Raw genomic sequence first — 12,241 nt, forward strand, 5'->3', positions numbered from 1 at the left:
AGGCCTACTTGTAATCCTAAATCTTTCGACAGCCGATGCGCGTAGACCTCTTCAACTTTCACCTGCCCGACGAAAACATCGCGCTGCGGCCAGCGAGCCCGCGTGACAGCGCCAGGATGCTCATCGTGCGTCCGGGGCATGACCCGGTCCTGGCGGATCGCAGCGTCCGCGATCTGCCAGATATGCTCCGGCCGGGCGACGCACTCGTCTTCAACGATACGCGCGTGATACCCGCGCAGCTTGAAGGGCAGCGGGTGCGGGAAGGGGGAACCGAGCTTCCGGTCTCCACCACGCTGCACATGCGTGTGGGTCCGGAGCGGTGGAAAGTCTTCGCAAGGCCCGGCAAGCGCATCAAGGTCGGCGACCGCATCCTCTTCGGTCACAGCGGCGATGCGTGCCTCCTGGGGACGCTGAACGCGACCGTCGAGTCCAAAGGGGAGGGTGGTGAGATCACCCTGCTGTTCGACCTCGCCGGCCCGGCGCTGGATGAGGCCATCATGACGGTGGGCCACATCCCGCTGCCGCCATATATCGCCGACAAGCGGCCGGAAGACGAACGCGATCGGCAGGACTACCAGACGATCTACGCGCGTGAAGAGGGCGCAGTTGCGGCACCCACAGCCGGGCTGCATTTCACGCCGGAGCTTTTCGCGGCATTGGAGGCGGCAGGCGTTGAACGGCACTTCGTCACGCTGCACGTCGGCGCTGGCACCTTCCTTCCGGTAAAGGCCGAAGACACCACCGAGCACAAGATGCATTCCGAGATCGGCTACGTTGGTCCTGAGACGGCAGAGGCTTTGAATGCGGTGCGGGCGAGGGGCGGTCGTATCGTCTCGGTGGGAACGACCTCGCTGCGGCTTCTCGAGAGTGCCGCAGCCGAGGACGGAACGATCCTGCCTTGGAGCGGTGCGACCGACATCTTCATCACGCCCGGCTACCGCTTCAAGGCGGTGGACATGCTGATGACCAACTTCCATCTGCCCAAATCGACGCTTTTCATGCTTGTCTCGGCCTTCAGCGGCCTGGAGACCATGCGAAGCGCCTATGACCATGCGATCGGCACCGGCTATCGCTTCTATTCCTACGGCGATTCCAGCCTCCTCTTCCGGAAACCAGAATGACAGAGACGTTCCAGTTCAACCTCAAGACCACCGACGGCGGCGCGCGTCTTGGCGAGGTGACGATGCCGCGCGGCACGATCCGAACACCGGCCTTCATGCCGGTGGGCACGGTCGGTACCGTCAAGGCCATGTATCTCGACCAGGTACGCGAAACAGGCGCGGACATCATTCTGGGCAACACCTATCACCTGATGCTGCGGCCCGGGGCAGAGCGCGTCGCCAGGCTCGGAGGCCTGCACAAGCTGATCCGGTGGGAGCATCCGATCCTCACCGATTCGGGCGGCTTCCAGGTGATGTCCCTTTCCGGGCTGCGCAAGCTTGATGAACAGGGCGTGACCTTCAAGAGCCACGTCGACGGCTCGCTGCACCACATGTCGCCGGAGCGGTCGATCGAGATCCAGGGCCTGCTCGGGTCAGACATCCAGATGCAGTTGGACGAGTGCGTGGCACTGCCGGCAGAACCCAAGGAGATCGAACGGGCGATGGAGCTCTCGCTGCGCTGGGCAGAGCGCTGCCGCGTCGCCTTCGGCGAGCAGCCCGGCAAGGCCATGTTCGGCATCGTCCAGGGGGGTGACCAGCCGGATCTTCGTGTGCGCTCCGCCGAGGGGCTAAGGCAGCTCGACTTGAAGGGCTATGCGGTCGGCGGACTTGCCGTTGGCGAACCTCAGGATGTGATGCTGCGCATGCTGGAGACGACGCTGCCGGTGCTGCCATCGGACAAGCCGCGCTACCTCATGGGCGTCGGCACGCCGGACGACATTCTGAAATCCGTCGCGCGCGGGATCGACATGTTCGACTGCGTCATGCCGACTCGATCCGGGCGCCACGGGCTAGCCTTCACGCGGCGGGGACGGATCAACATCCGCAACGCCCGGCATGCGGAAGACATGCGCCCGCTCGACGAGGACTCGAGCTGCCCGGCCGCGCGTGACTATTCCCGTGCCTACCTGCATCACCTGGTGCGCTCCGACGAGGCGCTGGGAGGCATGCTGCTCTCCTGGAACAACCTTTCCTACTACCAGGACCTGATGAAGGGCATCCGGGCCGCCATCGCCGAGGGACGCTTCGCAGACTTCTATGCGGAAACACAGGAGGCCTGGGCGAAAGGCGATCTGGAACCGGTCTGACGGGCAGGGGGCTAAGTCCCTTAGATCCCCTGACTGGTGGTGTTGCGCTTCATGCGCACGCCATTGAATTTGTAGGATCCATCATCCATCAACCGCATCTCATAGATCGCCGTCCAATCCTGGCCCTCTTCGCCGCTGATCAGAACCTCCTGCAAAACAAGCTCTCCGCCGCCGACGAGCTTGGAGCGCCCGAATGCGTAGTTGCCGAGCTTGTATACGGGAGAATAGTTCTTGCGCACCATGTCGAGGAACTGCGTCTCGCTGCGATAAATGCTGCGGATATTGGGGGATGCGAAGGAGTAGGCCATTTCTGCATCATCCGATGCGAAAGCGCTGAGTTGGCTTGCGATCACAGCCTGGGCTTCACGGACAGGATCCTCTGCGCGCGACATGTTAGCGAACAGGAGCATACTCAGCAGCAGGCAGGCGAATCGAAAGAACATCGGCTATCTCCTCTGGCTCAATGAATAACGCTAGCGCGTTTTGCGGAGCGGAGGAAATCACACCTTCCGATGTACGTGGGAGTGGCGGATGCACGAAGACGACGAACGCAACGGCGAATCCGAGGCCTCGGTGCCAACGCCGCGGATGCTGGCCTGGGCAAAGAATTCCGCCGCTTATCGGCTGTTCCGCCGGATGATGACGGAGCATGAGTTGGCCGCTGCAATCCGGCGCAAGGCAAAGCAGAAGTTCGAGGACATCAGCGAGGCACAGATGGACGTACTGGCCCAGACAGCGGTCGATTTCGGCCATCGCGCCGGCGCGCTGGACGATCAGTCTTACGCCGAAGCCAAAGTCCGTTCCGGTATCCGCGTCGGAAAGTCGAAGCGGCTGATTGCACGCAAGCTCAAGGAGAAAGGCGTGCCGGCCGAAACCGCGACTGAGGCGCTCCAGGAAGCGGACGACTGCATCGCCGCTATCGCATTTGCCCGCAAGCGCGCCTTCGGTCCATATCGACGTGCACCGCTGGACGAGAAGCGCCTGTCAAAGGAGATTTCGGCCTTCGCTCGCAACGGCTTCAGCTTGGACCTCGCCAAACAGGTGATCGACATGCACGCGGATGATGCCGAAGAAGCGTTGTCGCAGCATCCGCTGACTTGAACAGGAGGCGGCACTGGAACCGATCCACCGAAAGCCACATCCTGAGATCGCATAAGATAGATTATGGAACTTATAGATGCTCGTACTAGAACGCAGTCCGGCTTTACCGCATCTAACTCGATCCGCTCTACTGATCGGCACGCAGTTCGTGTATCCGAATCTCTACGTTCTGGCACTTTCTTTGCGCAGCCGTGATAGCGACTGCCGAGCCACCGTGCGAGATGCGCAATAACAATGCGCGCCAGAACCTCGACCAAATGCCTTGTGACGGCAGCCAACGCTACGGCGGTCCTAGCCGAAAACTGCGCTAAGCTCCGATGGCAACCGCGATCGTATGGCCACCGTATGTCCACGTCGAAATTGTTGCCGGCGGCACCGATAGCCAACGCTAAAGGTCCACGGTGACTTCGAGAACGAGACCATCGAAGGCTGGCTGAACATGTTCAGGAGTAGCAGCCATGACCTGATCATAGTCCAATGGAGTATGCATGTGGGTAAGCAGCGCCCGGGCCGGCGAAAGCCGTTCAATCCATTCCAGGGCCTGTGCGAGCGAAAGATGGCTCGGATGGTGATGATGCTGCAACGCATCGATGATGAGTACATCCAGCCCAAGCAGCCGGCGCTGGCTTTCCACCGGAAAGTCGCTGACGTCGCTGCAGTAGGCCAGGCTGCCGAAGCGAAACCCAATGGAGTGAGTGTCGCCATGGACCTGATGATGCGCAGCCACCTCGATCGCTCCCCCTGCCCCTTGGACGATGATGGGCTTTTCCAGGGACGGGATCACTCGCGGCTCAACGATCGGCGGATAGTTGCCGCCCGGAGGGGTTTCGAGGCAGTAGCCGAAGCCCTGACGGATGCGTTCCATCGTAGATGCGTCGGCATAGATGGGAATCCTTTGGCGTTGCGCATGGTAGTAGCCTCGCAGGTCGTCGATACCATGGAGATGATCCGCATGCGCGTGCGTGTAAAGTACCGCATCAATGTGGTGGACATTCGCGTCTATCATCTGCTGACGAAAGTCAGGTCCGGTGTCGACTACGACGGTGGTGCGACCGCCGCCTAGGGCGATCTGTTCCACGAGGAGAGACGCGCGGGTGCGGCGGTTGCGCGGATTATTCGCATTGCACGCGCCCCAATCCCCGTTGATCCGGGGCACACCAGGCGAAGACGCGCAGCCCAGGATCGTGAAGCGGCGTCGGTACTCCACGTTACAGCCTCGGCATCTTGGAGAAGAGGCGGAACGCGTTCTCGGTGGTGACTCGAGCGATCTCTTCAAATGGCATCGACAAGGTGTCCGCGAGCACTTCAGCGGTGTTGACCACGTAGGAAGGTTCATTGCGCTTTCCGCGCCACCGCTTTGGTGCAAGGTAGGGGGCGTCCGTCTCCACCAGCAGCCGATCATGCGGTATCGACTTCGCAATCTCCCGCAGTTCCTCCGATTTCGGAAACGTCAGGATCCCCGAAAAGGAAATATAGCCTCCAAGCGCCACGCCAACTCGTGCCAGTTCCTGACTTGACGAGAAGCAGTGCAGAATGAAGGGAAACGCTCCCTTGCCGCTTTCCTCCGTAAGAATATCCGCCATGTCAGCATCGGCGCTACGGCTGTGGATGACCAGCGGAAGCTGGGTTCGCCGAGAGGCTTCGATATGGCGACGAAAGCCGGTCTGCTGATCCTCAGGCTTTTGCGTGTCGTAGAAATAGTCGAGCCCCGCCTCCCCGATCGCGACGATCTTCTCGTGGCTTTCGGCAAGACGCACAAGGTCGTCCGCTGTGACGTCAAGTTCTTCAGCCGCATTGTTGGGATGCGTTCCTACCGAGCAAAATACCGAGTCGTAACGTTCCGTAAGAGCCAGCAGGTTGTCGATTTTCCGGACGCGGGTGGAAATCGTCACCATCTGGCGCACGCCTGATGCCCTCGCGCGCGCAATCAGGTCGTCGCGCTCGTCAGCGAAGTCCGGGAAGTCAAGATGGCAGTGGGTGTCGATCAGCATGCCGAACTCTCGCCTCAGGCCTGAGCCTCAGGAGCGACATAGCGTGGGAAAACCGGAGTAGGAGCTTCCAATGGCGTTCCAGGTAGGAGGCGCCCCGCCTCCCCCAGGAATGCGAAACTCCGCTTGTCCGATGGTGCAGCCACGAGATCGAGAAGCTTCTCGGCGGACGCCGGGACGATTGGTTGGAGCAAGATTGCGATCTGGCGCACAACTTCTGCCGTTACATAAAGAACGGTTCCCATACGCTCCGGATCTGTCTTCTTGAGCGCCCAGGGCTCCTGCCCTGCAAAATACCGATCCGTCTCCGAGACCACGGCAATGATGGCGGCAACCGCGCGATGGATCATTTGCTTTTCCATCTCTTCCCGGCAGGTCACCAGCATCGCATCTGCCGAGGCAAGCATTTGCGTGTCTACGTCGGTCAGGGGGCCTGGCTGCGGGATCCTGCCATCGCAGTTCTTGACGATCATGGAGAGGGAGCGACTCGCCAGGTTTCCGATACCGTTGGCCAGGTCCGCGTTGATGCGGGTGCCGATCGCCTCCTCGCTATAACTGCCGTCCTGTCCGAAAGACACCTCCCGCATGAAGAAGTAGCGCACTTGATCGAGACCGAAATGATTCACCAAGTTGACCGGATCGACGACGTTGCCTAGCGACTTCGACATCTTCTCGCCCTTGTTGAGCAGAAAGCCATGGGCGAAAACGCGCTTCGGAAGCGGCAACCCGGCCGACATCAGAAATGCCGGCCAATAGACGGCATGGAAGCGGATGATGTCCTTGCCGATGATATGGGCATCCGCAGGCCAGAACTTCGCTCTCGGGCCGTCGCTCTCAGTCAGGTAGCCGGTCGCGGTGAGGTAGTTGGTCAGGGCATCGACCCAGACATACATCACGTGCGCGGGATCGTTTGGCACCTGGATACCCCAATCGAAGGTGGTGCGCGAGATCGACAAGTCCTTGAGACCCGACTTGACGAACGACACGATCTCATTGCGGCGTTCAGACGGACCAACGAAACCAGGTTGGTCCTCATACAGTTTCAGCAGCCGGTCCTGATACGCCGAAAGCTTGAAGAAGTAGCTTTCCTCCTGCACCCAGTCCACGGGTGTGCCCTGTGGCCCATAGCGAACGCCGTCAGGACGAACCTCTGTTTCGTCCTCCTGATAGTAGGCCTCGTCGCGGACCGAGTACCATCCCGCGTAACTGTCCTTGTAGATGTCCCCGTTTGCTGCCATGCGAGTCCAGATCTCACGGCACGCCTCATGATGACGAGGTTCCGTTGTGCGTATGAAATCGTCATTGGACGCATTCAGCAGTTTCGCCATGTCGCGGAACGCACTCGAATTTCTCTCCGCCAGCATGGCTGGCTCAACGCCTTCCGCACGAGCCGTTTGCTGCATTTTCTGACCGTGCTCGTCCGTTCCGGTAAGGAAGAATACGTCTTTGCCGTCGAGACGCTGGAAGCGCGCCATCACGTCCGTCGCGATCAGCTCATAGGCATGGCCGATATGGGGCTTTCCGTTCGGATAGGAGATCGCAGTGGTGATGTAGAAAGGCGTCTTTTTTGACATTGTCTGTACTCGGGACTGGTCATCTGGTCTGGCTCTTACCGCATGTTTCGCAGCGGCGAAACCGAAACTTGCCCACGGCTTAGCCGTGGACGGCCTCCAGTATGGACAAGATGGTCTGCTTACGGTCGAGGTTGTAGGCTTGCGACAGGCCGACCCTCTCGTTGATTTCGCTGGCAAGCCGGGCGTCGCGGTCCGCCAGGGCGATCTGGCCCGAGAAGGCGGAGGCTCGCGCCCGTTCCACCAGGTGGTCCTGGAGATGTTGGAGGAAGAAGCCGAAGATGATCTCGCTGTCTTTTGCGGAGAGCACGTCGGCAAGGCGATGCATCGCCTTGCGGGCAGTAGCTCCGCTGACCGTGAGAAGCTCATGGAATGCGCCAATGACATCAGCGCCGCCGTAGTTCAGCAGCGTGAGGGCCTGAGATACGCTACCGCCGGACATGCTAAGAACTGTTTCTTCCGTGCGCCCGCCGTCCAGCGGAGAGCCAAGTGCCGCCAGAGCCCGTGCCAGATCCGCATCCCCAAGCGGTGACAGGCGCAGCGGCATGCAGCGCGAGCGGATCGTGGGCAAAAGCTTTCCTGGCGCATGAGACAGCACCAGAAACAGTGATCTTCGCGGCGGCTCCTCAAGAATTTTCAGAATCGCGTTGGCCGCATTGCGGTTCAGATCGTCCGCCGGGTCGATAATAACGATCCGCCAGTTGCCTGTCCCTGATGTTTGAGCGAAGAAATGGCCTGCCTTTCGTACCTCGTCCACGGTGATCGCTGTCTTCGTCTTGCCGGACTTCTCATCCAGCGGTCGCGCCAAATGAAGCAGGTTGTGGGATGCGCCCGAGGCAATCTGTCGGGTGACCGGAGAATCGGGGTCCGGGGGAAGTAACTGATCAGGCGCCGTTTCCGGGTCGGGATGCATCAGAACGTGGTTCGCGAAGCGGAAGGCCAACGTCGCCTTGCCAATGCCTTCCGGTCCTTCCATCAAGATCGCATGATGCCCCTTGCCCGATCGGTAACTGCGCGCAAGGAATTCTTCCGCCGCCTGATGTCCGAAGAGATTGGGATTAGAGGCCGGTGGAATGGCACCGTCCAAGATGTACCGAGACCCCTCCGTCATCCCGCGGTTTCCACGCCCGCTCGCTTGCCGAGGCCAAGTTCTTCTACTTGCGGAGCAATGATCGAGAGGACCTCATCGGCAATCACGTCCTCGTCTCGTTCTGCATTGACGATCCGACAGCGGACAGGATCGGAGGCAGCGATCTCGAGAAAAGCTTCACGCCGCTTCTCATGCGTCTGCAGTTCCTCGCGCTCAAACCGATCCAGAGAAGCACCCTCGCTTCGGGCGCGCACGCGCGCCAGGCCGATCGCGGCGGGAAGGTCGAGAATGATGGTGCAGTCAGGGCGGAGCCCATGGATCGCTACGCGCTGTAGTGCATCCAGAAAATCTGATTCGAGATTGCCCGTTACTCCCTGATAGACACGGGAGGAATCCATGAAGCGATCACAGAGCACGATCGCATTCTGCGCGAGCGCCGGTCGGATGACCTCTTCCACGTGATCGTTGCGGGCCGCAGCAAACAGGATCGCCTCCATCCTCACGCCAAACTCCTCGGCCGCACCGGAGAGGATAACATGCCGAACCGCCTCCGCCCCGATCGAGCCACCCGGCTCGCGCGTCACCAGCACGTCGCAGCCTCGAGAACGTAGAACGTCAGCCAGGCGCCGGATCTGCGTGGACTTACCTGCCCCCTCACCGCCTTCAAAGGTCACGAACAAACCTGATCGTCTTGCCAATTCTATGCTCTTCATTCTTCCGGCGCCGAACCAGCCTCTGTTTAGCGCAAGTGACCGAGGTGGGATACCATGATCAGGTCAAAGCCAGAAAAACATCATTTCGAGCAGCGCATCCGTTGCGCGTGAAGCGAGACTGCCGGTTGCGACAGCTCGTGCCGTAGAGAGGGGGACCTCGCGAACCAGTCTCTGACCAGCGTAGATTTGCAGCGAGCCGACCCCCTGCCCCTCTGCAACGGGCGCTCTGAGCGGCCATTTGTAGACGATCCGGCCGGTCAGGCGCTCCGGATTGTCCGTCGGGATGTAGATATCAATCGCTTCGTCGGCGACAAGATCCACGTACCGCTCCTCCCCTCCGTAAACGCTCGCCTGGCCCACAACCTCTCCGGAGGAGAACAGAACCTTGGTTTCAAAAGATGAAAGAGCCCATTCCAGCAGTCGGCGCGTTTCCTCTAGCCGCTCCCTCTCGGTTTCCAGGCCAGCCAACGCAAGGAACAGCCTTGTGCCCTCACGCTCAATCGAGGCAACGGCCGCAAAGCCGGTATCCTCGGCATAGCCTGTTCCAAGGCCGTCGATGCCTATGTTCAGCGACAGGAGAGAATTCTTGTTGCGCTGTAGGATCTTGTTCCACTCGAACTCTGGCTGTGAATACAGGGGGTAGTATTGCGGGTACTCTCTGTAGATATGGCGCGCCAACTCCACCATGTCCCTGGCCGTCGTATAGCTTGTTGCTGCCGGTAGTCCGGTTGAATTGCCAAAGGTCGAGCGAGTGAGACCGATATCCTTTGCCCGCGCCGTCATGCGCGCCGCAAACTGCGCCTCTGAGCCACTGATCCCTTCGGCAAGGATGATGCAGCCATCGTTGGCGTTCTGCACGATGACACCGCGAATGAGATCTATGACCGGCACGCGAGAGTTCAAGGCGGCGAACATGGTTGTCGTGCCAGAAGGCGCGCCCCCGTTGCGCCAGGCGTATTCGGTGACGGGGAACTGCGTATCCTCCGTCACTTCGTTTCGTTCCAACGCGCTGAAAGCCACCTCCATGGTCATCAGCTTCGCCAGAGAAGCAGGCGCGAACGCCTGGTTCTCGTTCACGGCAAGCAAAACGGTGTTGGTCTTGCTTTCGACAAGATAGGCTTGCTTGGCCTTGGTGAGACCCACCTGTACTTCGTCTTGCGCCTGGGCGGGCAGCCAGACAAAGAAAACCTGCAGAAGCACTAGAACAAAATGAACAGCAAACCTCATCATCGCCCCTTCAGGTCAGAGGCGACAGGGGTAGCAACATGGGAAGCTCGGGACAATCGACTTCCGTCACGTTCTTTAGTTTTTGATTGAAGACCGTTGCATATAGGACAGGATTGACTGCTCCGTCAGCCCGTCGTTGCGGACCATGACGGCATCGAAGACCAGCTCGACTGTTTGAATCGGTTCAGCGTTATAGGCTGAAGACAGGTCTCCACGCGCGGCGGCAAATCCGTATCCTGGACGTTGCGTCGGAATCGGACCGATCTCAGGCAAATAAGAGAACTCTCCCGCTGACGCAAGGTCGCCGATTGCACCAACCGCAGCCGATGGAGCAGAATCCGTTGGCGTGGAACCACTCCAAGCCATTGATGTCGGCACCGCGGGCGTTGCCCTTGGAGTCGGCGCGGGATTGCTTGAGAAGCGGCCGTCAAACGGCTCAGCAGATGCGACCATGACGCCCGACGCCACCTGGCCTTCAGGAAGCACCGCGGGGAACCGATCGCCCTTCGGCGAGTATGACGCCATAAGATACGGCATGTCGTGTCCATCCATCCGAGCACGACCAACATACTCGACGTTCACTTTCGCCGTACCCGTCCGCTTCATGTCGAGAAGGTCGGCGGTCTTGGAAGAGACATCTATGATGCGACCAGGATGATAGGGGCCGCGGTCATTGACGCGCACGATCACGGAAGAGCCGGTGTCGAGGTTGGTCACGCGGGCGTAGCTGGGAAGAGGAAAGGTTGGGTGGGCCGCAGAAAGGTGGTTCTTGTCGTAGACTTCTCCGTTGGCCGTGAGGCGGCCATGGAAGGCAGAGCCGTACCAAGAAGCAAGACCGCTTTTGTTATAGGACGGGTCTTCCTTAGGCACATAGGTCTTCCCCTTGACCTCATACGGCTTGCCAATAACAAAGCGTCCTCCGCCCTTCGGGACCGGTCGACCTTCCGCCACCACCCTTGGGCTCGCTTTGACTCCATATTCCTTTTCGGAGAAATACTCTTTGCTGCGGGCCTTTTTCTTTGGTGGCTCCGTGGTGGCGCAGGATGCCGCGCTTAAGCAGACCATTGCAATCGTCAGCCATTTCGCCCCGTGCGAAACCATCCCGCCGTTCAATTTCAACACGTATACCCCTCACGCTACCGGTCAGAACGCCGCTCCTTGACCATTGCTCGCCCGGGACCTCCTGGGACCTAAGCGAAGCAACCGCGCCACTGTTTGGTGAGAAAGCGGCGGAATTGCGAACTATTTATGGGGATAAGAGCGGCTTTGTTCCGGCATGGTTAGCGAGGAGTTAAGATGCGCCCTCAGGATTCCCAGTTAGTGCGGAAGTCGAGGGAGCCCGAGAGCACCGAGCGCCCGCAGTCGTCTCGGACCGTCACGCTGATTCCACCATGCTCCCGATCGGTTAGCTCCTCTCGAGCGAGATCGGTCAAGATACGGCTGACCTCCCGAAGCAAACTGTCCCTGCTTTGGGGCAGTTCAGAACCCATTTCGTCACGGATCACTCCGTCGCCGTTGACCAGATCGAAGAAATAGCGGGGCATGCGCTGCACTCTGTCTATTGCGGCTACCGAAGACCCTTAGAGGAGATTTGTTCCACAATTGCAGGAATGCACGGCGGGCGAACGACGACCCGAGGGCTGCAGTGCAGAATCTTCATTGGAGACGATGCATATCGTCGAAAATGCGACAGCTAGTGGCGGAAGAGGTGGGATTCGAACCCACGGTACGGTTTCCCGCACGCCGGTTTTCAAGACCGGTTCCTTAAACCGCTCGGACACTCTTCCACGGCCAGGAGGGTCTACAGCTTGGCCTGCTTAGCGTCAACTGGATCGAAGCAGCCGTGGGGCCGTCCCCCGCCTTCGGGGCTGCGATCTGAAACCGGCGCCAGTACCCCGAACAACCGATGGCTTCGCAGCCTCTAGCCTCACAATCTCCAACTTGTCAGCACGTATCGGTCGTGGCGGAGGCGCCCGTCCCTGCCGTACCAGCATCGGCCGCACCCACACTGCCGGCCGTGCCCGTGCCATGCATCGAGATGTCGGCGCCGCAGTTGGACATTGCTGCATTGGTTCCGATGTTGCCGGCTGTGGCACCAGCGGTGGTGGCGGCGCGCGTTGTCGTTGGCTGTTCGGGAACCACAATCGTGCTGTCTGGTGCCCCGGCACCCGATGCTTGAGTGGTGCCAGCGGCGCCATCAGAGGTCTGAGCGAAGGCCGGTGCGGCGAAGCTCAGGATAAGAAGTGCCGTGCTTAAGGATTTGCGGAACATGGAAACCTCCTCATTGTGCCAGCGTCTAACCA

General features: G+C 60.0%; 13 protein-coding genes and 1 tRNA gene. 3 read left to right on the forward strand and 11 right to left on the reverse strand.

Going from position 1 to position 12,241, the window contains the following annotated elements:
• The first annotated feature begins 35 nt into the window (after positions 1–35).
• Positions 36–1,121, forward strand: a complete 1,086-nt coding sequence (queA, locus tag LXM96_RS06755) for a tRNA preQ1(34) S-adenosylmethionine ribosyltransferase-isomerase QueA (RefSeq protein WP_239997609.1) — start codon at positions 36–38, stop codon at positions 1,119–1,121.
• Complete coding sequence (gene tgt, locus LXM96_RS06760; protein ID WP_239997610.1) at positions 1,118–2,248, forward strand: tRNA guanosine(34) transglycosylase Tgt; 1,131 nt, start codon at positions 1,118–1,120, stop codon at positions 2,246–2,248. Before queA ends, tgt begins: the two co-directional genes overlap by 4 nt.
• A gap of 20 nt (positions 2,249–2,268) precedes the next feature.
• Here tgt and LXM96_RS06765 read toward each other — a convergent pair whose 3' ends face one another.
• Complete coding sequence (locus LXM96_RS06765; RefSeq protein ID WP_239997611.1) at positions 2,269–2,691, reverse strand: DUF4864 domain-containing protein; 423 nt, start codon at positions 2,689–2,691, stop codon at positions 2,269–2,271.
• An 88-nt stretch (positions 2,692–2,779) separates the two neighbouring features.
• On the opposite strand from LXM96_RS06765, the gene LXM96_RS06770 reads away from it, so the two are divergent.
• Positions 2,780–3,349, forward strand: coding sequence for a regulatory protein RecX (locus LXM96_RS06770; protein ID WP_239997612.1), 570 nt, complete (start codon positions 2,780–2,782; stop codon positions 3,347–3,349).
• 388 nt (positions 3,350–3,737) lie between these two features.
• Here LXM96_RS06770 and LXM96_RS06775 read toward each other — a convergent pair whose 3' ends face one another.
• The 10 genes from LXM96_RS06775 to LXM96_RS06820 all read right to left on the reverse strand — a co-directional run bounded on the left by LXM96_RS06775 (position 3,738) and on the right by LXM96_RS06820 (position 12,209).
• Positions 3,738–4,556 (reverse strand): MBL fold metallo-hydrolase, encoded by an 819-nt coding sequence (locus LXM96_RS06775; protein WP_239997613.1) that lies wholly within the window; start codon positions 4,554–4,556, stop codon positions 3,738–3,740.
• A gap of 1 nt (position 4,557) precedes the next feature.
• Complete coding sequence (locus LXM96_RS06780) at positions 4,558–5,340, reverse strand: TatD family hydrolase (protein WP_239997614.1); 783 nt, start codon at positions 5,338–5,340, stop codon at positions 4,558–4,560.
• 14 nt (positions 5,341–5,354) lie between these two features.
• The gene (gene metG, locus LXM96_RS06785; protein ID WP_239997615.1) at positions 5,355–6,911 is read right to left on the reverse strand and encodes a methionine--tRNA ligase; all 1,557 of its coding nucleotides are present in this window, start codon (positions 6,909–6,911) and stop codon (positions 5,355–5,357) included.
• Between the two features lie 79 nt (positions 6,912–6,990).
• Entirely contained in the window at positions 6,991–8,019 is a 1,029-nt protein-coding gene (locus LXM96_RS06790; protein WP_239997616.1) for a DNA polymerase III subunit delta', read from the reverse strand.
• Positions 8,016–8,696, reverse strand: a complete 681-nt coding sequence (gene tmk, locus LXM96_RS06795) for a dTMP kinase (protein ID WP_239997617.1) — start codon at positions 8,694–8,696, stop codon at positions 8,016–8,018. Before tmk ends, LXM96_RS06790 begins: the two co-directional genes overlap by 4 nt.
• A 78-nt stretch (positions 8,697–8,774) precedes the next feature.
• Positions 8,775–9,938, reverse strand: a complete 1,164-nt coding sequence (locus LXM96_RS06800) for a D-alanyl-D-alanine carboxypeptidase family protein (protein ID WP_394801909.1) — start codon at positions 9,936–9,938, stop codon at positions 8,775–8,777.
• Positions 9,939–10,013: 75 nt separating this feature from the next.
• A complete protein-coding gene (locus LXM96_RS06805) occupies positions 10,014–11,057 on the reverse strand; it encodes a septal ring lytic transglycosylase RlpA family protein (RefSeq protein ID WP_394801910.1) in 1,044 nt (347 codons plus the stop codon).
• Between the two features lie 185 nt (positions 11,058–11,242).
• Positions 11,243–11,482, reverse strand: a complete 240-nt coding sequence (locus LXM96_RS06810) for a DUF6894 family protein (protein WP_239997619.1) — start codon at positions 11,480–11,482, stop codon at positions 11,243–11,245.
• A gap of 153 nt (positions 11,483–11,635) precedes the next feature.
• A tRNA-Ser gene (locus LXM96_RS06815) sits at positions 11,636–11,725 on the reverse strand.
• Positions 11,726–11,882: 157 nt separating this feature from the next.
• The gene (locus LXM96_RS06820; RefSeq protein WP_239997620.1) at positions 11,883–12,209 is read right to left on the reverse strand and encodes a hypothetical protein; all 327 of its coding nucleotides are present in this window, start codon (positions 12,207–12,209) and stop codon (positions 11,883–11,885) included.
• Between the last annotated feature and the right edge of the window lie 32 nt (positions 12,210–12,241).

It is taken from the genome of Rhizobium halophilum (assembly GCF_021648825.1).
GTDB classification, from domain to species: Bacteria; Pseudomonadota; Alphaproteobacteria; order Rhizobiales; family Rhizobiaceae; genus Neorhizobium; species Neorhizobium halophilum.

Bases quoted from the DNA above. Each gene is read 5' to 3' on its own strand.
- LXM96_RS06780 (WP_239997614.1), bottom strand. From the start codon at position 5,340: ATGCTGATCGACACCCACTGCCATCTTGACTTCCCGGACTTCGCTGAC.
- metG (WP_239997615.1), bottom strand. From the start codon at position 6,911: ATGTCAAAAAAGACGCCTTTCTACATCACCACTGCGATCTCCTATCCG.
- LXM96_RS06770 (WP_239997612.1), top strand. From the start codon at position 2,780: ATGCACGAAGACGACGAACGCAACGGCGAATCCGAGGCCTCGGTGCCA.
- LXM96_RS06820 (WP_239997620.1), bottom strand. From the start codon at position 12,209: ATGTTCCGCAAATCCTTAAGCACGGCACTTCTTATCCTGAGCTTCGCC.
- LXM96_RS06790 (WP_239997616.1), bottom strand. From the start codon at position 8,019: ATGACGGAGGGGTCTCGGTACATCTTGGACGGTGCCATTCCACCGGCC.
- queA (WP_239997609.1), top strand. From the start codon at position 36: ATGCGCGTAGACCTCTTCAACTTTCACCTGCCCGACGAAAACATCGCG.
- LXM96_RS06800 (WP_394801909.1), bottom strand. From the start codon at position 9,938: ATGAGGTTTGCTGTTCATTTTGTTCTAGTGCTTCTGCAGGTTTTCTTT.
- LXM96_RS06810 (WP_239997619.1), bottom strand. From the start codon at position 11,482: ATGCCCCGCTATTTCTTCGATCTGGTCAACGGCGACGGAGTGATCCGT.
- LXM96_RS06765 (WP_239997611.1), bottom strand. From the start codon at position 2,691: ATGTTCTTTCGATTCGCCTGCCTGCTGCTGAGTATGCTCCTGTTCGCT.
- tgt (WP_239997610.1), top strand. From the start codon at position 1,118: ATGACAGAGACGTTCCAGTTCAACCTCAAGACCACCGACGGCGGCGCG.